The sequence below is a fragment of the Spiroplasma kunkelii CR2-3x genome, from assembly GCF_001274875.1.
Lineage (GTDB): Bacteria > Bacillota_I > Bacilli_A > Mycoplasmatales > Mycoplasmataceae > Spiroplasma > Spiroplasma kunkelii.
The window spans coordinates 278,191-300,868 of sequence record NZ_CP010899.1 but is presented as its reverse complement, the minus strand read 5'-3'; the positions used below and the strand labels follow the sequence as shown (position 1 = coordinate 300,868).

Here is a 22,678-nt window from a genome sequence, read left to right as displayed (position 1 = left end):
TTAATAATGAAAATGGTTTTCATGTTTATGTTATGAATTTACAAAAAATTAATAAAGCATTAGATAATTTTGCTATTAAAAGAAAATTTAAAGGTGATGCTTATAAATGTCATATTGTTAATATTAATGATAATGTTGAATTTTCTAAATTAGGTGGTGAAGAATATTTTGGTGAATATAATGCTTGATATCTTGATCGTACAATTACGATTGAAACTACTTATAATTTTCAAAGAGAAGATTTTTTAAGATTTTATTTAGTTCCTTTACAATCTGATAAAGAAGATGTTGATGATAATTTATTAATGTTTATATCTAATGCTCAACCAAAATATAATGATTTAAATGAATTAGTATATTGAATTATTACTTTTAGTTATGTTAAAGATTATATTAATACTACTAGGCAAACTATTCAGCAATTTGTGCAATTTTCAGCAGCAGGTGAAGGTTATGTAATACCTAAAATAATATGAGATGATTTAGGTATTACAAAAGATTATGAAATTAATGAAAAATTTACTGGTGATAATGGTATTAAAAGTATTCAATTAACTTTATTAGGTAATAATGCTTTTTCAGCACCAGTTATTTTTGGTCGACCTATTGAAAATTTAGGGAAATGAAATGAAAAAGTATATCCACAACGTAGATTATTTATTGATGATTTAAAAATGCCAGTTGCTGATAGTCTAACAAAATCATCAAAACCATTAACTACTTATTTATTAACAAATGGAATACCTGCTATTAATGGTCAGTATGATAACTGATTAAAAAGAAAACAAGGTCAAACAAACCAAGAAATTAAAAAGAATTATGAAGGTTATTTAAATACTAATAGAGATTTAACAAAAGCAACTAATACAAATAATTTAACAATTAAAGATATTGCATTAAATTATAAAGGTAATGGTGTTATTAATCGTGATTATGATGTTAGACCAAATGGTTATTTTAAATATAATTTTGATATTGGACATAATAAAATTAATCCAAGTAAAAATCGTGGGCAATTAAAAGATATGTTAAATTTATTTAGTGTTATGAATAATCATATTATTAGTTTACCAAAAGATGTAACAGAAAGTATTGCATGAACTCAAAGAGATATTCCAGTTGTTGGTAAATTTTTAAATGCAATTAGTTTAGGTATTCCGATTTATTGAAAAGAAATAAATAAAAATACTAATAATTTATATCCAAATATTAATAATGGAATACCTTTATTTATAGGAAAATCAAATTATAATTTTTATGATGAAAGTTACTGGCCTATTGTTGAAAGTGGTGGTACACAAGCAAAAAATCAAGGTAATATCCCATTAGATGCTTTTAGATATAAAACTCAAGATGAGGTAAATGATATTATTGGTGCTAGTGCAAGTAATACAAGTTGAGCGTTTACTTTAACTGATAAAATAACAGCATCATGTTGATCTAAAAAAACAAAAAAAGAATATGGCAAAAATTATAAAATTAGTAGTGTAATGATACCAGAAGGATTTATTAGTGAAGATAGTATTTATTTAATTAATGAAGAAACAGTATCATTGCCAGCAATGGAAAGTAATAATCTATTAACTGATATTGTAGGTAGTGGTCGTTATATAATTGATGCTATTGGGTTTTATAATTTAGGTAAAACAGCAGTTCGTATTTATATGTTTTCTGATGATATTGATATATATGACCCATATTCAATTATGAGTTATTTTGTTAGTTTACAAACAACATCTTTATATAATAATTCAGTTCGAGATTGATTAACTCTTTATTCACTTAGTTATTTAGATCAATATATAGATGATGATATAGTTCATGAATGACCAGTAAAATTACCAGACCCACCACCAAGTATTAATTTCTATCCAGTACAAATTAATTTATCAGAAATTAGTACATATTTAAGATTAAATTCAGAAAATTTAAATCAAAATTGAATAAATAAAAGTTATATAATTCAAAAAAATTTATTTGATTTTGGTAAATTTGGAATTAAAAATTGACAAACAGTTTTAGACAATTATACTAATTTTAGTTTTCAAATGTCTAATGCATTTGGACATTTTTATCCAAGTAAAGCAAGTAAAGATCCAGAACATAATTATGATTGAAGAAAAAATATAGTAGTTAATTTAAGTGAAATTACAGAATCTGGTATTAATGTTTTTAATAATAATGAAGAATGATTTGTAGGTAATCCTTATTTAGGGCGAGGTTATAAACTTAATACTAAAATAGTTTTTTATAGAGAAAATATGTATTTAAAATTACTTATTAGTTATGAAATTTATATGCACTATTCATTAGATGGTGCTTATGCAGAAATGACATTTATTAATAATCCAAAAATTATAAATATAAATTTAAAGTAAAAATAAAAGTGCTAACTGCACTTTTTATATTTCTAAACAATATTTCCATCTTTATCAATATTTGGAATATTTGGAATAGAATTTTCTTTTCATACATATAATCATTTAAAAAAATCATTATTAAAATCCTTTAATCATTCTTTAATAAGATATTTTTTATTATTACTAATTTTATTAATTAATAATTGTGGAGTATTTGAAATATCACTATTAATTTCAAGATTAAAATTATCTTTTTGATCAATAATTATATCTTCTGTTTCGTATTTAAACATACTTATTTTTCAATCATCATTATTTGATGTTCTTCATATTGTTATATAATAATTATTATCTATATCTTTGAATGGGAAATCAATAAGGCATAATTGATGTCAATTTCCTTTATCGTTTCTTTCACATTCAGATTCAATATATGGATTTTTACAACTTATTAAACCTGATGTACCTGAACCTGCAATTACTAAACTACCTAATAAACTTAATAATCTTTTCATCGTAGAATTATCCTCCCTTTTGTCATCATAATACCATATTATTTTAATTTAATTAAATAAAAAAAGAGATTTAATTACCTCTTTTTTATTTTCTTGATTTATGTTTATCATCAATTTGTAAGATAAAAAAACAACCAGTTTTATTTTATAATATTCCAAATATTCTTAGTGGAGTATTTCCTCTAATAAGATCATATACATTACCATTACAATTATTATAAAAAAAGTTATCATCTTTTACTAATGACTTTGCTAAATTAATTGTATATTTTGATTTTTCTATGATTATACTGTGGTCATTTATTAATTGTGATAAATTATTATTATTATTATAATTTTTTAATAATTTAAAAAATTTTTTATATTCATTTTGTTTTAAAGAATCTGAATTAGAAAAATCAAAATATTTTAAACAAAAAGATATTTTGATTTTTTGAACAATTTCCGGAACTACTATATAATTTTTATATTTTTTTGCCATAATTATTTTTCTTTAAGTTCTTTATTTTTAAAATAATCATGAATTAAATCTTTAGAAATAATTTCATTTTCTTTTGTTTTTTCTCAGGGTGTATTTTTTTTATGACTCATATTTACTAAATATCAAGAAGATAGTTTTATAATATTATTTAAAATATTATCAATAATTTCTCAATTAATATTTTTTATATTAAAATCATAATTTGAATAAATATCTTTTCTTAAGTTTTCATAAGGATTGGTTATATTATTTTTATTAATATCATATATTTCTTTTATTACTGGTCCATATTTTCATGCAATAAAATCATCTGAAAACAAACTTTTTCCAGTTTCTGAAAAATAAAAACCATATAAAAAATACAATACTTTTTGCATTTTTAAATTAGTAATTTCTAATGATGAAAATTCATCATCTGTATATTCTTTATCATAAAAAAATTTTAATACATAATTAGCAATGTTTTTTACTCCATAATTTTCCATTTTTTTAACCCCCTTTTAATTAATTTAATTATACAATAAATATAATATAAATAAAAATAAAATATATGCAACCCCATATTTTAATTTTTTATAAATTATTATAATAATATTATTTTAGTTAAATAAAAAAGAGAATGATCCCGATTATCATTCTTGCTTTATATTATATATTAATAATTAATTATTTCAAGTAAGAATGAATAAGGTTTTTACCTCTTTATTAATTTAATTAAAGGAGGGAAAACTATGTTTTTTATTAAAAAAGATGAAATAATAAGTGCTGATAATTTTACAATTCGTAAAATAAGATCTGAAATATCAGAAGATTTTTCAATTTATCTTTTCGAAAGAATAAATAAAATAGAACATGTTCTTGCTAAATTTAATAACGAAAATGGACAAGCAGAATTATTTGATAAAATATTGCAAACTATTTATGACAAATGTAATTATGTAGATTTAACAATGTATGAAAAATAAAAGGAGAAAATTTTACTTTTCTTCTTTTTTGCATTCTTGTAAGAATTCAATAGCATCATCTAAATTATAAGTATCTATTTCTATTTTTAATTTTTTGGTATTTACTAATTTATCATCACCAATTAATATTCTTCCATTTTCATTTTTAAATGGGAAATACTCTTCCATTTTAAAATTGTTTGTTTCTCTTCCGGTTAATGTTTCTTTTTCAATAATCATTATTTTATTCATATTTTCCCTCTTTCCTTAATTGTCATCATCTTAACATCTTTTTTTAAATAAGTGGTGGACAAATTTTATCTTGATGTTAAGATGGTTATGTCAAAATTAGGAAAAAAAGATTAAATATGAGTTATGAGGTTTTAATTGGTATTGGAGCTGGAATTGGTTTTGGTGGTATTTTAGGTTATAAAGGATTAGAACTTTTAATTAAAAAAATAATTAAAAATAAAGTTAAAGAATCTACAAATAAAGTGGTAGGACAAGAAACATTAGATGCTATTCATTTAGGTTTATTACAAACTGCTAATACTTTAGGTCTTGGTAATACAGAATGAGCACAAGTATTAGAAACAAATAAACCTATTAGTGAAGAAGAGTTTAATCATATTGTTAAATTACAAAGAGCCAAAAAATCAATTTCTAAAAAAGATATTAAGTTATCAGATAAAACAATTAAAGTCTAAAAAGGCTTTTTTTGTTTATGATGGTGATGCATAGAGGTAAATTATGAATAAATTAGAAAGTTTTAAATTAATAACATTAGAAGAGTTTAAAAATTGAGAGGGTTTTGATAAATTAGTAGCACAATATGGTAAAAAACTTTATGATGATACTATTTCAAATTATTTAATTGAAGGTATTACAAGAGCAAGTTTACAATTAGATAGTATTTGTGGTTATCGTTTAGAAACTGAGTTTCCTTTACTTGATCCTAATAGTGAAATTGATAAAAAACGGATTAATTATGTAAAAATTGCTTGTTGTCTACAAACTCAATATTTAATAAGAACTGGGATTGAATATTCAACTGGTGGTGAAAGTAGTAGTGATGGTATTACCAGTTATACATATCCTACTAATATGAAAATAGAATTTTCACCTGATATTATTAGTTTATTAGAAAAAGCAAAGTTTTATAAGTCTCAAACATTAACTAAAATAAATCCAGATAATTATGGTTTTACAAATCAATATAATAATGGATTTGGGAAATATGATACTAATCATAAAGATAGACCAATTATGTTAAGTGAAGCAGATGCTAAATATGTATGAAAAAAAAGTATGTTTACATCTAATACTTTATCAATTATTCCATGATCTAGTACTGAAAAAAGTGGAATATGACAAATTGAAATATCACAACAATTATTAGGGAATTTTATTAATAATTATATAAAAAATATTTCCATTAAACTTAATAATAAAAGTATTGTATATAATTCTAATAATGAATTATCAGTTCCATTTGATAATGACACAATTTACTATGAAGATAATGTTTGAAAAGCAAAAGAAAGTGAACCAGTAGAAGTTAATGTACCATTATTTGTAGATGAAGATGATGGTAGTATAGGGTTATTAATATCAGATGATTTTGATATTGAAGAAGACAAGTTATCTTTGAGTAAAGATTGGGAATTAAAATTTACAGTTGAAGTTGTTCAAAAAATACTTGAGGGAATAGGTAAAAAATTAATATGAGAATCAGTTCCAATACCATCATTTACAACTGATAGTGTTAAGTTTATTGATATTCCTGAATTTTCAGAAAAATACCGTTATCAAGTATGATTATCACCAACTATTCGTAAAGGTGCTGAAGGTATGTTATGACTTGAACCACCTTATTTTTCATCAAAACATCAAGCAACTTGTTTTATTGATGATATGGATAAAACCCCTTATAGTATTACTTTATATAATTCTGGTGGTCGGGTTTATTTAACTAATGGTTCAGATGGTTCTAATATACTAATTAATAGTGTTCGTATTTTACGACAAGAGGTGTAAATATGATAGATAAAGAAAACATTATTATTAAAAATGAAAATGGTACTTATTGACAAAGATTAGGTTTTGAACAAAGAAATCCAAGTCAAAGTTTTAAAGCTTGAAAAAATCGTAAGTTTTTAAAATATGATAAATATCCATTTCATATTAAAAAAGCATATATTATGCGATATAATGCTTTATCAATTTTATATCATACTCCATTTTTAAGTTTATATGGATTATTTTTTACTAGCTTACATTTTAATTGAATTCAAAGTTTAGAACCAGTTAAAGAATTTATGTTTGGTCAACATGAAATAACTGATGGTGGATTTTTTGGATATGCTGGGATTGTTATATCTTATCCAATATTACATGGTAATGCTTGATTAACAACTAAAATACCTAAAATACCAGCAATTAAATTACCTATTGGTAAATGTTTAGAAAAAGTTTATAAAATTCCAAGTTATATCTTATATTTAATATTATTTGGTTGATTAATATTTCGTAAGTATTTAAAAAAACATAATGTTAATATTTGTCATAATTGTAAACAAACAATAGAACAAGTAGCAAGTTGAAATCAATATTGTCTTAAAAAAAGATGAAATAAATAACATTTAAAAAAATAACCCTAGTTGGTTATTTTTTATTTTGTAATATTAATTCTAATTTATCATCTTTACAAATAATTAAATTCTTTTCACCATATTTATTTATTAAATATTCTCAGTCTCAGGTTGAATTAATATTTACATCTTTAACATCAATACCAGTTATATATTCACCAAATCAGTTTTTACATGGACGATTACCTTTTTTTGTACGATAACATAAAATAAATTTATTCATTTTTATTATTTCCTTTATTGTGTTTTATATAAAAATTAATAAGATGTTCTATTCGTTGTGAGTTGGTATATAATTCAGGTAATTCATTTCAAACTTTTTCTTGTTTTTCATTTAAGTAAACATTAATATTACGAATTAATTTTCTTTTCATAAATAATCTCCTTTAAAAAAATAATGTAGTTTGGATGCTATTTAATCTTTGTTTTGCTAATTTATAATATTTTTTATTAATTTCTATACCAATTCAATGCCAACTTAATTGTTCACAAGCAATAGCAGTTGTTCCACTTCCTAAAAAACAATCTAATACAGTATCGCCAACTTTACTATGTTTATTAATTTGTAATTTAATTAAATTAATATCTTTAACAGTAGGATGTTTAATTTTTCCTATAAATTGATTATTACTATTTGTTATTTGATAAACAGTCTGCATATCTTGATTTCAAACATTACTATAAGAAATTGGTTTATTATAAATATATAAACATAATTCTTTATCTTTACGATATGCATTATTACTAGGTGCATCATTTGTTTTTTGATAAATTATTAATTCAAATTTTAAATTATAATTTTCAATTTCAATTAAATATTCTTTTAATTGTTGTTTTGATAAATAAATTATAAAATTTGGTTTTTTAATAATTCACATTCATTCTTTAAAATATGATGGTATATCAAAACTATCAATAAATTCACCTTGTAAAAATTCAAGTTCTCTTTTCCGAATTTGATATTGAATATTAGAACAATTAGGATCTTGCATTTTTTTAAATTATATTCAATATGCTTTTCTTTATTTTTTAATTTTTTAGCAATATCGGGGTAAAGGTAAGGTGGATCAGTTAATATTAAATCAATACTTTTATTAGGTATTATTTTTAATATTTCTAAACTATCACCTAAATATAATTTACCTAAATTAGTTTTCATAATTAGCAATAATAATAGCATCACGAAGATGATTACTTATTTTTTCATTATTATAAAATCAACCTTTACTATATTCATAAGTTAATGAATTATCTTTTTCATAAACTGCTGTTATTTTCTGATATTTACTTAAATTTTCCATATTTTTAACAACTGACTTAGTATGGCGTGGTGATGCTCAATTAATTTCAAGTTGTAAATCATTTAATTTAATTTCTAATGCACCTACTAATCGTAATAAATCATCTCTATCTTTTGAACCATTAGCATTTGTTGGTAAACAATTTTCAATACTAATTTCATATGAATTTTTATATCTAAATTCAGAAAATACATCTATTATAAATTTTAATTGTTTTAATCAATTATTATATATAATTTCAATTTTTCTAATAACTTTATTATCTTCATATACAACAATAGCAGTAGTACCAGTTCCTGATGGGTCAATACCTACTTTTATCAAGTTGCTCAATCCTCATCGTTATTATTAACTACTGGTGTTACATTTGATATATCATCTTCTTTAACGACATTATCATTTGTGTCTGCTATTTCTGGATAAGATGGGGTATTTTATATTATTTGATAATGGTTCATCGCTAATTTGCCCCTTATTTTTGGCGACATTAATATCTTTAAATGAAATATATTCAAAATTACCATCTTCTTTAATTTCTTTTTCATCTAAATCAATATCAGATATATCAAGCCCTATCTCTAATGCTAATTTACGATATAATTTTGCTTCAACCATTTCTTTTGGTCATTTATTTCAAGGTGAATATTCACTATTTCCACTCGGACTACTATTTTTTAATCGTTCAATATCTGCTTTTCTTAATAAAATACCTTGATAATTACCATTTTTATCTTTTGCAAAAGCATAAGCACCAATAATCTCATTATAATCACTAGTATTTGCATTAAAATTAATTTCATGTATTTTAGGACATGAATTTAAACTATCTCATTCAAATTTCTCACCTTTAAAAATAATTGCTTTTCTTGGACTATATCCTGATTCTTCAATTCTTTTACAATAAACTTTACTATCAATAACAGTAGTTAATTTATTTTTAAATGGAATAATATTAAAATCTTTTCCAAAAATTAACCCTTTATTACTTAATTTAATAATACCTAATGCTGTAATTTTAGTATTATCAGCAGTATTAACTAACTGCATATAACTTTGTCCATTTTTCATTTTTAATTCTTCAAGTGCTAAAATATTTTCTTTTAAATATTTATCATTAACTTTTAATTCATATTTAATAATTGCACCTTTAATATATTGTTGTAATTCAGTTATCATTTTATTTCACTCCTTTATTTATTTTGAATTTAATACCTTTAATACCAATAGTATTAGTATTTACATTACTATCTCATTGTGCTTTAATTTCACTTTTAACAATTTTTTCATCAATAACTAAATAAGTTTTAATTAATTGAACTAATTCATATTGATTAGCATTTTCTAAAAAATCATTATCAATGCCCAGTATTTCAATATCTTTTATTAATATTTTTTCTTTTATTAAATTAATACCAACTTTTTTTAATTCTTTTTGTTCTAATGATTTATCAATTTGCTCAATTTGTTCCATTACACGAACTTGTTCATCTTGAATTTGGTCTATATCAAGACCCATCTCAGGTGTTAAATTATTTGTTTTTTCAATTAATTCCTGTTTTTTTTAATTCTTGTTCTTTTAAAAACTCTTGTTGCTTTTGTATGCGTGCTTGCGTCATATTATTATTAATTTCAACTCTATATCTTTCAATATAATTTCTATAATTAGTAATTATTTTTCCAATTCTATTATGTTCATCTAATAATTTTTGAATAAGTTCTAATCATTCTTTAAAAACAAAATTATTTTTAGTAATAGCACTTGGAATATCTTTTAAATGTACATTTTGATAACCATTTAAAGCATAATGATTAATATGTCTAAAAATATACTCAGTTAATTCTTGTTTATTTTCTTCTTTAAATTTTTGAACATTATATGCTAAAATACTTTTATTTTTAAAATCATCTACTTTTAAAGGAAAATGAAATGTAATATTATTTACTGTATTTTTTACAATATCACTCATTTATTTCACCTCCTTATTAGGTAATTTTTTATATAAAGATTTATCTTTTATAATAAAATTATCTTCTCTTCGACCATTTACATATTGACAATATTCATCAAAATCTTCTTTATATAATTGGCGTTGTTGTAAATCATATATTTCTAATACAAGTTTTTCTCACTCTTTATCTTTTTCAGCAAGTTCTTTTTTAAGTGTTTCATTTTCTGCTTTAAGTGCATCATTTTCTTCTTGTAATTTATCAAATTTAATTGATTCTGTTTTTGTCATTATTCATCCTCCTAAATAGTTAATTGTTCTAATTGTTTTTTTGTGATTTTAATACCACATAAATAAGCACCTTTTAAATTAGCACCTTCTAAATCAGCACCTTTTAAATTAGCATCTTTTAAATTAGCACCTCATAAATTAGCATCTTCTAAATCTAATCTTTCACTTTCTAAATATTGATTTAATTTTTCTTTTTCAACAGTAACTCCTGTTAAATCTTTAATCATATCTTTTAATGTTTTCATATTATAATTCCTCCAAATTCTTTTCTTCAATTAATGTCTCAATATAGTCATAAGCACTCTCTTCTGAATGACATTCTTCTAATGCTTCATTAAATAAATCTTCTTCAGTATAAATATTTCCATTTTCATCTTTTCACATATTATTTATCTTCCTTTAATGATATTTTGGAAATAAACAACACCCAGAACACATTAAATAATCTATACATGAAAAGCAATTAGTTTCATTTTTATAATGTTTTTGACAAATTACACAATGAATTAATGGGAATCAATTTTCACAATAGTAATCTTTACTAATTAATTTTGAATTAAACTTATTATTTAATATTTCCATTTTTTTCTCATAATTTTTACATATACGGCAATTTTAAATAATATTTCTACTAATATCACATAACATATCTAAAATATTTTTATACCGAAAGCCCAATTCTTGTAATTTTTTACTTATTTTATTAACTTGTTCTTTGTGTTTAAAACAATCTATTTTTCGCATATTATTTATCTCCTTGCCATTCAATATTTTCATCTTCTAAATCAATAATAGTTGTTAATCATTCTTGTTGATTTTAAACTTTAGCAGTTATTTTTGCCTCTTTTAATGTATAAAATGATTTAGTTATAACTTCATTTTCATATTTCATTACTAATAAGTATCTTTTTTCCATAATTTAATTCCTCCTAATTCTTTCTAGTATTTAATGCTCAATGTTCATCAGTAATTTCATCGTGTGTAAGAATATATTTATTTTGTTTATTACATTTAAAGCAATAACCTCAATATCTTTTTTTAAAAAATATTTTCTTTTTAATAGTCATTTTTAAATTCTCCTTTTTACAATTAACTACAAAGTACTACAATGTTCTACATTTTGTAGTTACTTGTAGTATTAAGTACCTCCTCATCAAGTCCCCACTAGTAGATTAATTAAGAAATCCTTACCCAGTTCTTAAAAGTTATTTAACCTCTACGCACACGATTTTATTTTTGTCCTTGCAATTAATAGTTATGAATGCACCACTACGCGTCTATCTTAATCAAAGTCATTAATTTACAAAATCGCAAAAAAACAAGTTAACAGCTCTAATGGTTTCATGCCGGCGGAAATGCCTTGTTGGGGAACCTTCCCTAAAAAATATGTAATTTTAAATTAAACACTTGTAGAGCCAATATATTTAATTTTTAAAGTTGTTTTATAAAATTTAAGGTTTTAAAAAAACAAAATTTTAATATTCAGTGTAATAAACATCTTCAAATCATTCTGTTTTTTCACGATGGTTAACTGTATGAAACTGCTTTGGTGTTCCACATTTACTACATTTAATAAAAGTATTTTTAGACATATTTTTTTCATCTCCTTTTATTGGTTGTTTTTAAATAAAAAAACCAACCCAATAAGGGTCGGTTTTTTTGTCCTACTTCATCCTTTATTCTACAAAAATAATACTTATGTGCAGGTTATCATAAAAAATATGGTTTATTAGTAAATAATGGTTTTAAAATTTATCAACGATATTTTTATTTTTCGGGTAAATATAAGCAATTAGATATTAAATTATATTCTGCGTTTAAAAATCGGTTTTATACGATTAATAATTATGGTAGTGTTTTTTAATTATGATTTTTCGGTTACAAATGAATATAATATTAAATTAAATTCTGGTTATGTTTTTGGTGGTGATTTACAAAATAAATATGGTTTGCAATATAAAAAAATTAAAGAACAAAAAATCGGTTATAATGTTTTTGAATTGCAAGCACAAAAAGAGAATGATATGTATCGTTATTATGATTTTAATTTTGGGATTTATAATTGACAAGAGATAAATAGCTGTGGTTTATTTCCGGATAAACAATGATGACAAGTGCAATATGTAACGCCAGAGGGTTGGTGAGATTTTGGTACTCATATTAAAAATGCTGTGATTTTAATTGTTAATACTATTCACGGTTTTAAACAAGTTAACGAATTAGCGAGCGGTGTTGGTAAGGTTTTTGAAACAGTATATAGTTTTTTTTAGTCAAATATTTGAGGTATGAAAATTTAATCCAGCATTGTATAGTACAATAACAAATATCTTTTTATTAATTATTTTTATGAAATTTGTGCGATTAATATAAAAAAGAACTGTTATTTAGTTCCTTTTTTGTTCTTTTCAGTCAGTAATTTCACCAGTATTTTGATTAATTGTTGGTATTTGTGGTTCATCAACTTCGTCTCAACTATATAGTGAATGAATATAAACATATCAACGATTATTAATTCTATGTCCTCCATGTTCTCCAACTTTTCAAATTAATTCACTTGAAAAATTAAATTTTATAATAGAAAAATTATCACTTTGCATTTGTTTAGCAATTAAAATATATCATTTATTATTTTTTCATTATTTTCTTTTACAAAATTATCTCTATTAATTAATTTTCAATTACTATTTTCTGGTGGTTGTTGCGGATTATATGATGGATCTGGTTGATTACTTGCCTCGTTTTCATTATTTTTTTCTTTATTACAACTGATTAATGTTGTTGTGCTTGTTGCGATTAATCCGATTGTTCCTATTATGCTAAGTCATTTTTTCATATATATTGTTTCTTTTTATTGTATAATTAATTTTATTATATATCAATTATTCGTATTAAATATTAAAAATTTTATAAGTTAATGAAAGATATATAAATGTTATGTATAGTCATTTAAGTTTTATGTATAAAGTTAAATTATAACAATTATTATTATTAAAAATTTTTTTAAAAAAGAATGGTAAACAAAATATTTCTGTAATTGCTAAATATTTTAATAGACATCCTAGTATGTTATAAACAATAATTTAATTGGGAAAATTAAAGGCGTAATAACTGACAGAGGAAAAGAATTTAGCAAATGACGAGAAATGGAAATCTTTGCTGAAACACAAGTGTATTTTTGTGACGCTGGTTAAACCACAACAAAAACCTTTAATTGAATATATGAATAGTGAATTAAGAAAATGGTTTCCTCCTGGAACTGATTTTAATAATGTTAGTCAACAAAAAATAAATTGAGTAGTTAATAATATAATAAATGATAAACTCCGATCGTGTTTAAATTGAATAAGTGCAAAAGAAATGTTTTTACAAAATATATAAACAATAAATATTTAAAAATGTATATTAAATTATAAAATATGTCATTAATATATTATTTAATTAATAAAGATTTGTTGCACTTCATTTTACATAATTCATTTATAAAAAATTTTTAAATTTAAGTATTTTCTACTATAATTATTAAAACTATAAAATTAATGTTTGATTAATATTTCTAAATAATATAATCATACAAATTTTAAGGAAAGAGAAAGGAACATAAGTAGATGAAAAAAGCAGTTTTTTCTGATTTGGATGGAACTTTATTAAAGGATAATCATCGGTTTAGTCGGTTAACAAAAAAAACAGTTAATTCAATTCAAAAAAAAGGAATCCCTTTTGTTGTTACAACAGGGCGCCTAGCTAATGATGCAATTCGTCAAGCGCGAAAACTAAAAGTTCATAAGTATGATGGTTATGTTTTGGCAAATAATGGAGCAAGTGCTTATTCTTTTAAGACTAATAGTTTTTTATGAATGATGATTTTTACAACAGCAGAAATTAAAACCATTTTTGATTTTACTTATAGCAAATATAAAGTTCATTTTTTTAGTAAAAATAGTACTTATGTTTACGAATATGGTGAAAATTCTTATTATTGATCAAAAATAATGCGAACAAAATATAAAATTATTACCAAGGTCACTGATATTACAGAAGATATTACACATGCTAGTGTTATTGTCCATCAATCCTTAGATGATAAGGGTGCTAGTGAATTAATGACAAAGTTACGGCAATTATTACCACAATTAGATATTACTCAATATAATAATCGTGTTTTTGAAATTGCTTGCAAGGGGATTTCAAAAGGTAGTGCCTTGCAATTTTTATCCCATCATATTGGAATTGATATTAGTCAAACTTATTCATTTGGTGATTCTTATAATGATCTTGAATTAATTCGCCAAGCTGGAATTGGTATTGCGGTTAGCAATGCGATTGATGAGTTAAAAACAATGGCAAATGAAGTAACATTATCAAATCGTGAAAATGGGCCAGCAAAATATTTGCAACAGTTTTTCTTAAAAAAATAGTACTTTTATGATATGATAAAAAAGAAAGAGAATTCAGTAAAGGAGAGAATTAAAATGGCTGTAAATGAAGTAAAAAATATTGATGAATTCGAAAAAAAAATTGGTGATGCAAAGTTAACTTTAGTTGATTTTTATGCTGATTGATGTGGACCATGTAAAATGATTGCTCCAATTATTAATGAATTAGCAAAAACGCGTAGTGATGTTAATTTTATTAAAGTTAATGTTGATTTTTTGCAAGATCTTGCTCAGCATTATGGAATTTTATCAATCCCAACATTAATTATCTTTCAAAATGGAAATGAATTAAAACGTAAAACAGGATTTGTAACTGCTAACGAAATTGAACAAGATTTATTAAGTTAAAAAAGTTTTTACTAATAATTTAAAAAGGAGAAGGTGAATAAAAAATGGCAATGTCAATGAAGAAACGTCGTCGTTTAATGGCAGAGAAAAAAGCGGCGAAAATCTTGGCTCGTAAAGAAGCTGCAAAAAAACAAAAAGAAGAAACAAAAGTTTCAAAGTAAGATATTTAATTTTTAATGGATAATGTTTAATTTAATGAAGATATAGTAATCAACTTTTTAAATCAAAAATTTATTAAATGATCAATTATAATCCTAATTTATCTAAGGATTTTTATAAAATTGAATTATGTAAAATGAAGTGCAACAAATCTTTAGTATTTATTTAATATTCTGTAAAAACATTTCTTTTGCACTTATTCAATTTAAACAGGACCGTATTTTTTCATTAATTACATCATTAACTACTCAATTTAATCCTTTCTGACTAACTTTATTAAAATCAATTCCAGGAATAAATCAATATCTTAATTCACTATTCATATATTCAATTAAAGGTTTTTGTTGTGGTTTACCAACATCACAAAAATACACTTGTGTTTCAGCAAAGATTTCCATTTCTCGTCATTTGCTAAATTCTTTTCCTCTGTCAGTTATTACGCCTTTAATTTTCCCAATTAAATTATTTACTTTAACTAATTCTTTAAACTTTTCAAAAACTTCATTAGCAGTATGATTTTATAATTTTATTGCAAAATATTTTCTACTTTATTGTTCTACTAAAACTAAAAAAGAAGATTGATGATTTTTACCAACAACAGTATCCATTTCAAATCATCCAACATTAGAAAGTTTATTTTCAATGTTTCAAATTGACTTAAAATTAGTTAATTGCCCACGATTTTCTTTTTTCCTTTTGTTTCAATTTTTTTACCACGATATCGTAAATTTTGTTTTAAAAATCCATAAAAACCTAAACAAATTCATTTATACAATGTTTTAACACAAACCGAAAATTTAACACCAAATTTTAAAAATAACGATAAATAAACTCTCTCGGAGAATCGGGATATTTATTAAGTCTAATTTTCATAAAATTAATCTGTTCTTCTGTAAATTACATCTTTTATTATTGTTTTTTTCTTATAAAACATTTTATCTGACTTATAAGCACTATATTCATCAATATTTTTAAACTTTTTAATTTCTCGTAAAATAGTACTACAATGTCTATTCAAACATTTAGCAATTACAGAAATATTTTGTTTACCATTCTTTTTTAAAAACATTTTTGATAATAATAATTGTTCTAATTTAACTTTATGCATAAAACTTAAATGACTATACATAACATTTATATACCTTTCGTTGTTTTAAATTTCATATCCATAATATAATCTCCTAACTATTTATTCATTTTATTTTTCATTATTAATTACTATTTTATTTACAATATTAATAACAATATCTTTTCCATACTTAATTACTAAGGACCGCAAAATAAAATAATGTTTCTTTTCAATAAAAAATCAACTCCTTTCTGAGTTGATTTGTTGCACTTCGATTACACGATGCAATTTTATAAAATTATTTATTTAATTAAAAATTATTTTTTTTAAAAAAGTTGAATTTTTTATAAATTTTGTTATCATTTAAGTCATAATCGAAACTTAATTTGTTTCTAATTACTTAATTTTATTAAAAACCTAAGAATAATGAATACTATAAAAAGAAAAAACTCTTCTTTTTTGAAGAGTTTTAAGGTTGATAAATTAAATTTATTTTTAACATAAATGTACCATTAGCGAATTGGCCAGTTGATGTTTTAACCTTAATATTCAATTCTTGTTGTGGATTATTTTCTGTTGGGAAATTAAATTGTTCAATAAATTCTTCTGATTCTGTATCATAAGATAATAATTCTCATAAAATATTTGGCTGTTGTCCTTTTAAACTTGGATTTTTTATGATTCCATCATATATGATCGCATTAACCATATTTTTTACTAATTCTTTTTTATCTGCTAATGTTCTTGGTAAACTACGAATAAAGATTGGCAAAATTGAACTTGTTAAATCAATATTAAACTTAATTAGGACATTTGGGGTTAAATTTAATTTAAGAGTAACTTGACCTGTAAAAATAGCATTATTTTTATATGAAAACTGAAACTCTAAAGGGATTTTATTATTACTACTTACATCATATTTATTAATCGCTTCATCTAATTGTTGACAAATTGACTTAAAGTAGTTTCAATCCGTTTGAATTTTAGAAAGCCCAAAAGTTGGTTCATCTTCAACAATAAATATTAGATTTTTAATAATATCGCCTCAAATTTGATGAGCTAAATATGGCACTTGGTTATCCGAACTACTTTGTTTTCTTGGCACAAATTGATAAGTTTTATAGGATAAATCAACTACGGGGTTTTCTTCAATTGGTTTATTAACCATTTTAATTTGACCGTGAACAGTAACTTTAAAATCACGACCAGCAACCTCTTGTTTTCCAGAAATATTCATTACATAAGTTTCTCATTTTCCACTTTTTTTAGTTTCTTTTAAAGCATTACTTAGTCTGTCTAGGTCTTGAGGTTCAAAATTCGCTAAATCACCTGATAAATGCGGATTCCATGCCTTATTATTAATCAGTTTATCTCATACTAAATCTAAAACTGAGTTTGTTGTGTGTTTATCATCTTCAGACAATAAAATTGGGTCTAATGCTAATAACCCGGGATCAATTCCTTGATTAATTAATGTTAATCTGATTGTAATATTACCTTTAAACATTGGGTCAGTGTTAAGATTAAGTGCCTGCAAAGTAACTTTTTCTCTTTGCCTAATATTAGGTCAATTCTTATTAAATATTGATTGTCAACTTGTGGTGTCAAAATTAGTTAATGCTGGACCACCATTAATGTTTGCTTCACACATTACTAATTTTCAAATTCAATCTTTATCAACATTTGGTCGTTCTTGTTGAGTTACAACAATTGGAATTGATAATTCTATTATTGGTGGTAATTCAATTTGATCTTTAAAAATGAATCCAACAACTCGCATATAATGATGAATGCTTTTATCAATTGGTGTTGCTAAAAAATTCAAATCTTTATTACCACCAATATTTGGTTTTGTTACAGTACTTCAATCAATTTGATAGTCATTATAATCACTTGAAACTTGCAAATCATCGTTAAACTGTTGTTTAACTTCTTTTCACACTAAGTCATATAACTTTGCTGGTTCTAAGTTATTATGCTGTAATTTCAAATTAACCATAGCACTATAACTAATAATACTTAATTTAATTGTAATTGTCCCACTAAAAAGACTTGTTGGCGTATTTGCTTTGCCATTATATTCAGCAAAAATTGTTACAGGCAATGCTTTGTTATAATCGCCTGGCAATTGAAAACCTGAGATATCATAAGTTTCTGCATCAATTGGAGTTTCTGGTTTAAAACTACCAACGGCCTTTTCTCAAATCTCATTATATAATTCCTCAACATTTTCATATTTTGTGACATCTCATATATTTTCTAAGTTAACATTTTGACTAATATCCATTGACAACTTTTTAACTAAATTAAAACGAACGGTAATTGAACCAATATATGGAATATCTTCATCGTGACGAATTGTTAAAACAACATATCCATTTTGTGGTGTATTAGCAGTAACCGGTTTTACCATTTTTTCCGAATCAGTAATTTCAAAAAAATCTAAAAGTAAATCTTGAGAAATCCTTCCTTCAATTTTTGCTTGATTAAAAATTGATTCTTCTACAGTAATATTATCATCAGTAACAATAACATTATTAGTTAAAGTGAATTCTGTTGAAATATTATCTCTTCCAGCAATTTTTGATGGAGAAGGCGTTCCGCATGATATAACACTAGCTATAGGAGCACTTGTAGTCAGAAATGTTGTTAGGAGTGTTAAAATTTTACGCATGTAAATCCCTTCCTTTTCAAACATTAATACTTATTATCATTATACACATTTTCATCTTTTATACATAAATTTTAAATATAATTAATATTAAAACGGAAAGTAATTGCTTGAAGGTGGTCTGGAACATTTTCTTTTGCTTTTAATTCTAATTTAATATCAAGAACAGTTAAATTACTATATCTTTCTTCACTGCTAATTTGCAATGCATAAAATCAATCATTAAAAGTAGCAGCACTATTATGATAATTATTTAAAGGTGTAAATGTGGTAATATCGTCTGCAATTCCATTAGCATAATCTATTTGTGATACATTATCACTAATGTTTAAATTTTTTCCTACCATTTGACTAATATTTTGTATAAATTCCCATGTACGATTAACAATTTGTTTTTGTAGTATTGCTTTAAATGAAGTTACATCATGTGGAATATTTCGAACATCAATATCAATGTAATTTAATGGTTTTTGTACTCCATATAAATTAGCACTTCAATATTTTGTAAATAAAATATTTCGTTTTTGTTTATCACTAATTAAATAGGCATCATGATCACCAGGATTAACTAAATTAGTAATTGAATGTAATGATGGTTGATCAATTATTACATAATTTGTTTTTACCAATTGATTTTTATTAAAACTAATTGTTAAATCACCATTTTCTTGAATCGTTCTTTTAACAACAATATAATCTGCTTTTTCAATTATTCCATATGATTGAAATGGTAAAATATTTCAATCATAAACTCATTTATATTTTGAACTATTAGGGTTACTCAAAACATCTTCTTGTAATTTTCTAATTGCTGTTGCTAATGAATATTTTCCATTTAAAACATCTTTAATTTGCTCTCCCAATCGATTTGCAATCACATTTTGAATTGTTTCACCTTGTGGTAAAAACATAAAGTAAAATTGCTCTGGTTGGTTAACATTTAAAGTTTTTGGTTTAAGATGTTGATATCAAAATTGTCATTCGGTTGGTACAAATTCTTTTGGTAAGACTAAGCCACGATTTTGTGATGTTTCTAAAATATTAATTAAAAAAATTAATAATTGTGGAATATATTTACCATTAATTTGAGTATCTGTTTTTGCAAAACTTTGCTCTGAATCACCCTTTTTATATGCTGACTGAATTACCCGATTAATATCAAGCATGTAATGCGTACTATCAATAGCAGCTCCTGGAAACAGTTGATCATTTTGACTAACACTTGAAATAACAAAATTACTATATGGGTTATAATCACCAATAAATTCTTTATCCTTTCCTTTATTTTCTGCATAAAAAGCAGCAAAACGTTCTTTATAGGCAGCATAAACTTGATCTGCTAACGCCAAACTATCATTAGTACCATTAATTATAATATTATTAGCTTGTTCACCTAGAACATTTGTTTGTTTTTCTCAAACTATTGGTTTTAAATCATCTTTGTTTCTTGTTTCTCCTAATTTAAAACTTAAAAAGTTTGATAAAAATCCTTGATTTCCAACAAATAGGGTGGGCATTCAAACCAAATTTTTTTGGATTACGTATTCATATTTGATTTTTAAAAATAATAAATTTTTCATCAAATTAAATTGGTTTTGTTGCACATCAGCAAGACTTAATTGTTGTGTTCCTAGTGGATCAGTATAAATATCTAAAATTTGAATTTTCTTAGGATCTTTGTATTTATTCTTAAAAAAGATATTTTTTGTAATGTATAAACTAGGTGCTTTTTCAAAAATTAAATTATAAGCATATTCTAATCGTAATGATCTCGCACGAGCACGAGTTTGTGCAACTTGCCCAGTATTAGGGTCGGGAGGAATTTCATAAGATTCAAAAACCGGAGTTGTTGTTGTATTATCGCGTAGTTTTGTTTTTGCAAAGTTAACTTCAAAATAATCCCCATAATTAACATCAGGCAAGGATCCATCAGTTTTAATTCCACCATAATTTAAAATATTTGCTAAAAATGACACACCAAAATAAGCAGAGGGAATTAAAGCACCAAGATATAACACAGCACAAATTGCGGCAAGTCACCCTTTTTTACGTGATGCTAAAGTAACATTCTTTGTTAAGTTATTAAGTTTATGTCAACTACCTGGTTTTCTTGCCATTGAAATCTCCTTTAGTGAGCTTAAAAATAGACCTATTGAATGGGTTTATTATAACAAAATTAATATTAAATGCAAAACAACCTTTTTGAACAAAATTAAGCTTTTTAATTGTTTTTTTAAAATAAAAAAAGTTACTTCTGTAAATTTAAATATGAATTGCATGGCCTTCTAAACCATTAGCACAACTTCCATAATAATTTCTTATAGGATTGGATATGGGTGAACTGTTTTTGCCAATTCATGAATTGTTCCTTCTGTTTCCATACAAGCAGTAATTCCATAAATCATATCTGTTGCTGTTGCAGCAACAATATGTACTCCTAAAATTTCGCCATATTTTGGGTCACATAAGATTTTAACAAAACCATCAGTTTCACCATAAGCTATTGCTTTACCATTTGCTGATAACAGAAACTTAAATGCTTTATAAGCAATTTTAGCTTTAATTGCTTGTTCTTCAGTAATTCCAACTGTTGCTACCTCTGGGAATGAGTAAATACACGAAGGAATTCGATTATAATTCATTTTTACATTTTTTCCTTTAATACTATCAATTACTAAAATTCCTTGTACTGAATCAACATGAGCCAGCATCGTACATCCTACAACATTTCCAATTGCATAAACACCTGGCAAGTTTGTTTTACATTGCTCATCAACTTCAATGTTTTTTCTTTCTCAGATTTTTAACCCAATGTTTTCAAAACAAGTTGTTACTGGTGTTTGACCAACTGAAACTAAACAATAATCTGATGTTAGTTTTACTTCTTTACCATCACTATTATCATAAACTACTGTTTTACCTTTAATTACTTTAATTTTCACTGAAGTCTCAATTTTTACCTTATTTTTAATCAACAATTTTGTTAATTCTTCGCGAATATCTTATCCAATAACTCTAAAATAGTGTCTAAACCTTGCAAAATTGTTACTTTGGTTCCTAAACGATGATATAAGCAAGCAAATTCAATGCCAATTACACCACCATCAATAATAATTAATTTTTTTGGAATTGCTGGTAATGCTAAAGCTTCTGTTATATATTAATTATTCGTATTAAATATTAATTTTATATATTTTTGATGATAAGTGTAAATTAATGAAATATATTATTAATAATTTTAATTTGTTTGATTTACAGGCAAAATTAAAGAATTTTTTAAATAAAAATTATAAAAATAAATATTATAAAAAAATAAAACAAAAAATATTTTCATATATTAATTTATGTAATGATTATTATGTTAATAGTGGTAAATTTTTATTGAAAGATTTAATTAAAAAATATTTTAAAAATAAATTTTCAACTTTTTATTATTGAGCAAATAAAATTTTAATTACATATAAAAATAATGATTTTGATGATTAAAATCAACGTTACCACATAATATT

At 23.8% G+C, this 22,678-nt stretch carries 30 protein-coding genes and 4 pseudogenes; 10 read left to right on the top strand and 24 right to left on the bottom strand.

The genetic code is table 4. The features are described from left to right. The first annotated feature begins 32 nt into the window (after positions 1 to 32). A complete protein-coding gene (locus SKUN_RS01580; RefSeq protein WP_053390585.1) occupies positions 33 to 2,378 on the top strand; it encodes a hypothetical protein in 2,346 nt (781 codons plus the stop codon). A 32-nt stretch (positions 2,379 to 2,410) separates the two neighbouring features. Here the strand turns inward: SKUN_RS01580 and SKUN_RS01575 are convergent, their stop codons facing one another. From SKUN_RS01575 to SKUN_RS01565, 3 genes are all read right to left on the bottom strand, one after another. Continuing rightward, positions 2,411 to 2,875, bottom strand: a complete 465-nt coding sequence (locus SKUN_RS01575; RefSeq protein ID WP_053390584.1) for a lipoprotein — start codon at positions 2,873 to 2,875, stop codon at positions 2,411 to 2,413. Positions 2,876 to 3,020: 145 nt separating this feature from the next. Then, positions 3,021 to 3,356 carry a hypothetical protein gene (locus SKUN_RS01570; protein WP_053390583.1) on the bottom strand — a complete coding sequence of 112 codons (336 nt, stop codon included), beginning with the start codon at positions 3,354 to 3,356 and terminating at the stop codon, positions 3,021 to 3,023. Between the two features lie 2 nt (positions 3,357 to 3,358). Continuing rightward, positions 3,359 to 3,841, bottom strand: a complete 483-nt coding sequence (locus SKUN_RS01565) for a Panacea domain-containing protein (protein WP_053390582.1) — start codon at positions 3,839 to 3,841, stop codon at positions 3,359 to 3,361. Positions 3,842 to 4,087: 246 nt separating this feature from the next. On the opposite strand from SKUN_RS01565, the gene SKUN_RS01560 reads away from it, so the two are divergent. Then, positions 4,088 to 4,321, top strand: a complete 234-nt coding sequence (locus SKUN_RS01560; protein WP_053390581.1) for a hypothetical protein — start codon at positions 4,088 to 4,090, stop codon at positions 4,319 to 4,321. Positions 4,322 to 4,333: 12 nt separating this feature from the next. Here the strand turns inward: SKUN_RS01560 and SKUN_RS01555 are convergent, their stop codons facing one another. Further along, positions 4,334 to 4,552 carry a hypothetical protein gene (locus tag SKUN_RS01555; RefSeq protein WP_053390580.1) on the bottom strand — a complete coding sequence of 73 codons (219 nt, stop codon included), beginning with the start codon at positions 4,550 to 4,552 and terminating at the stop codon, positions 4,334 to 4,336. Positions 4,553 to 4,668: 116 nt separating this feature from the next. Here SKUN_RS01555 and SKUN_RS01550 point away from each other — a divergent pair, with 116 nt between their 5' ends. The 3 genes from SKUN_RS01550 to SKUN_RS01540 are packed head-to-tail and all read left to right on the top strand — an operon-like array spanning position 4,669 to position 6,939. Continuing rightward, positions 4,669 to 5,007: a hypothetical protein gene (locus SKUN_RS01550; protein ID WP_053390579.1), complete on the top strand. Its 339-nt coding sequence runs from the start codon at positions 4,669 to 4,671 to the stop codon at positions 5,005 to 5,007. Between the two features lie 43 nt (positions 5,008 to 5,050). Next, positions 5,051 to 6,337 carry a hypothetical protein gene (locus tag SKUN_RS01545; protein ID WP_053390578.1) on the top strand — a complete coding sequence of 429 codons (1,287 nt, stop codon included), beginning with the start codon at positions 5,051 to 5,053 and terminating at the stop codon, positions 6,335 to 6,337. A gap of 2 nt (positions 6,338 to 6,339) precedes the next feature. Next, on the top strand, positions 6,340 to 6,939 hold the full coding sequence (locus SKUN_RS01540) for a hypothetical protein (RefSeq protein WP_053390577.1): 600 nt from the start codon (positions 6,340 to 6,342) through the stop codon (positions 6,937 to 6,939). A gap of 25 nt (positions 6,940 to 6,964) precedes the next feature. Here SKUN_RS01540 and SKUN_RS01535 read toward each other — a convergent pair whose 3' ends face one another. The 12 genes from SKUN_RS01535 to SKUN_RS09065 form a co-directional block, all read right to left on the bottom strand. Then, positions 6,965 to 7,174, bottom strand: coding sequence for a hypothetical protein (locus tag SKUN_RS01535; RefSeq protein ID WP_053390576.1), 210 nt, complete (start codon positions 7,172 to 7,174; stop codon positions 6,965 to 6,967). Beyond that, complete coding sequence (locus SKUN_RS09075; RefSeq protein WP_158500730.1) at positions 7,167 to 7,325, bottom strand: hypothetical protein; 159 nt, start codon at positions 7,323 to 7,325, stop codon at positions 7,167 to 7,169. Before SKUN_RS09075 ends, SKUN_RS01535 begins: the two co-directional genes overlap by 8 nt. A 12-nt stretch (positions 7,326 to 7,337) precedes the next feature. Next, the gene (locus SKUN_RS01530) at positions 7,338 to 7,943 is read right to left on the bottom strand and encodes a site-specific DNA-methyltransferase (RefSeq protein ID WP_053390575.1); all 606 of its coding nucleotides are present in this window, start codon (positions 7,941 to 7,943) and stop codon (positions 7,338 to 7,340) included. 156 nt (positions 7,944 to 8,099) lie between these two features. Next, complete coding sequence (locus SKUN_RS01525) at positions 8,100 to 8,576, bottom strand: hypothetical protein (protein ID WP_053390574.1); 477 nt, start codon at positions 8,574 to 8,576, stop codon at positions 8,100 to 8,102. A gap of 69 nt (positions 8,577 to 8,645) precedes the next feature. Then, positions 8,646 to 9,428, bottom strand: a complete 783-nt coding sequence (locus SKUN_RS01520; protein WP_053390573.1) for a recombinase RecT — start codon at positions 9,426 to 9,428, stop codon at positions 8,646 to 8,648. A 1-nt stretch (position 9,429) separates the two neighbouring features. Beyond that, the gene (locus tag SKUN_RS01515) at positions 9,430 to 9,768 is read right to left on the bottom strand and encodes a hypothetical protein (RefSeq protein ID WP_053390572.1); all 339 of its coding nucleotides are present in this window, start codon (positions 9,766 to 9,768) and stop codon (positions 9,430 to 9,432) included. 13 nt (positions 9,769 to 9,781) lie between these two features. Then, positions 9,782 to 10,219, bottom strand: a complete 438-nt coding sequence (locus SKUN_RS01510; protein WP_053390571.1) for a hypothetical protein — start codon at positions 10,217 to 10,219, stop codon at positions 9,782 to 9,784. Then, positions 10,220 to 10,489 carry a hypothetical protein gene (locus SKUN_RS01505; protein ID WP_053390570.1) on the bottom strand — a complete coding sequence of 90 codons (270 nt, stop codon included), beginning with the start codon at positions 10,487 to 10,489 and terminating at the stop codon, positions 10,220 to 10,222. It lies immediately after the preceding gene. A gap of 11 nt (positions 10,490 to 10,500) precedes the next feature. Then, positions 10,501 to 10,734: a pentapeptide repeat-containing protein gene (locus SKUN_RS01500; protein ID WP_053390569.1), complete on the bottom strand. Its 234-nt coding sequence runs from the start codon at positions 10,732 to 10,734 to the stop codon at positions 10,501 to 10,503. A 1-nt stretch (position 10,735) separates the two neighbouring features. Further along, positions 10,736 to 10,873: a hypothetical protein gene (locus SKUN_RS09070; RefSeq protein ID WP_158500735.1), complete on the bottom strand. Its 138-nt coding sequence runs from the start codon at positions 10,871 to 10,873 to the stop codon at positions 10,736 to 10,738. Between the two features lie 231 nt (positions 10,874 to 11,104). Then, entirely contained in the window at positions 11,105 to 11,233 is a 129-nt protein-coding gene (locus tag SKUN_RS11185; protein WP_268794857.1) for a hypothetical protein, read from the bottom strand. 185 nt (positions 11,234 to 11,418) lie between these two features. Then, positions 11,419 to 11,556 (bottom strand): hypothetical protein, encoded by a 138-nt coding sequence (locus tag SKUN_RS09065; protein ID WP_158500734.1) that lies wholly within the window; start codon positions 11,554 to 11,556, stop codon positions 11,419 to 11,421. 618 nt (positions 11,557 to 12,174) lie between these two features. Here SKUN_RS09065 and SKUN_RS11720 point away from each other — a divergent pair. After that, positions 12,175 to 12,859: pseudogene (locus tag SKUN_RS11720) on the top strand (spiroplasma phage ORF1-like family protein); the annotation flags it as partial. A 14-nt stretch (positions 12,860 to 12,873) separates the two neighbouring features. On the opposite strand, the gene SKUN_RS01490 reads toward SKUN_RS11720, so the two are convergent. After that, the gene (locus tag SKUN_RS01490; RefSeq protein WP_053390567.1) at positions 12,874 to 13,086 is read right to left on the bottom strand and encodes a DUF3688 family protein; all 213 of its coding nucleotides are present in this window, start codon (positions 13,084 to 13,086) and stop codon (positions 12,874 to 12,876) included. A gap of 11 nt (positions 13,087 to 13,097) precedes the next feature. After that, positions 13,098 to 13,322 carry a lipoprotein gene (locus SKUN_RS01485; RefSeq protein ID WP_053390566.1) on the bottom strand — a complete coding sequence of 75 codons (225 nt, stop codon included), beginning with the start codon at positions 13,320 to 13,322 and terminating at the stop codon, positions 13,098 to 13,100. Between the two features lie 232 nt (positions 13,323 to 13,554). Between SKUN_RS01485 and SKUN_RS08185 the strand changes: the two are divergent. From SKUN_RS08185 to trxA, 3 genes and pseudogenes are all read left to right on the top strand, one after another. Beyond that, positions 13,555 to 13,867 (top strand): annotated as a pseudogene (locus SKUN_RS08185) (transposase); the annotation flags it as partial. A gap of 227 nt (positions 13,868 to 14,094) precedes the next feature. Continuing rightward, on the top strand, positions 14,095 to 14,904 hold the full coding sequence (locus SKUN_RS01475; RefSeq protein ID WP_053390564.1) for a Cof-type HAD-IIB family hydrolase: 810 nt from the start codon (positions 14,095 to 14,097) through the stop codon (positions 14,902 to 14,904). Positions 14,905 to 14,958: 54 nt separating this feature from the next. Beyond that, positions 14,959 to 15,270: a thioredoxin gene (gene trxA / locus SKUN_RS01470; RefSeq protein WP_053390563.1), complete on the top strand. Its 312-nt coding sequence runs from the start codon at positions 14,959 to 14,961 to the stop codon at positions 15,268 to 15,270. 320 nt (positions 15,271 to 15,590) lie between these two features. Here the strand turns inward: trxA and SKUN_RS01465 are convergent. The 6 genes and pseudogenes from SKUN_RS01465 to SKUN_RS10210 form a co-directional block, all read right to left on the bottom strand. Next, positions 15,591 to 16,558: pseudogene (locus tag SKUN_RS01465) on the bottom strand (IS30 family transposase). Positions 16,559 to 16,627: 69 nt separating this feature from the next. After that, on the bottom strand, positions 16,628 to 16,786 hold the full coding sequence (locus SKUN_RS09060; protein WP_158500733.1) for a hypothetical protein: 159 nt from the start codon (positions 16,784 to 16,786) through the stop codon (positions 16,628 to 16,630). 181 nt (positions 16,787 to 16,967) lie between these two features. Next, entirely contained in the window at positions 16,968 to 19,172 is a 2,205-nt protein-coding gene (locus tag SKUN_RS01460; RefSeq protein ID WP_053390562.1) for a hypothetical protein, read from the bottom strand. A 71-nt stretch (positions 19,173 to 19,243) separates the two neighbouring features. Then, complete coding sequence (locus tag SKUN_RS01455) at positions 19,244 to 21,286, bottom strand: hypothetical protein (protein WP_053390561.1); 2,043 nt, start codon at positions 21,284 to 21,286, stop codon at positions 19,244 to 19,246. Positions 21,287 to 21,487: 201 nt separating this feature from the next. After that, a complete protein-coding gene (locus SKUN_RS10215; RefSeq protein ID WP_235511368.1) occupies positions 21,488 to 21,811 on the bottom strand; it encodes an NAD(P)/FAD-dependent oxidoreductase in 324 nt (107 codons plus the stop codon). Positions 21,812 to 21,922: 111 nt separating this feature from the next. Further along, positions 21,923 to 22,263 (bottom strand): annotated as a pseudogene (locus SKUN_RS10210) (FAD-dependent oxidoreductase); the annotation flags it as partial. Between the two features lie 122 nt (positions 22,264 to 22,385). On the opposite strand from SKUN_RS10210, the gene SKUN_RS09710 reads away from it, so the two are divergent. Next, a complete protein-coding gene (locus tag SKUN_RS09710) occupies positions 22,386 to 22,655 on the top strand; it encodes a hypothetical protein (protein WP_200903005.1) in 270 nt (89 codons plus the stop codon). Positions 22,656 to 22,678: the final 23 nt, after the last annotated feature.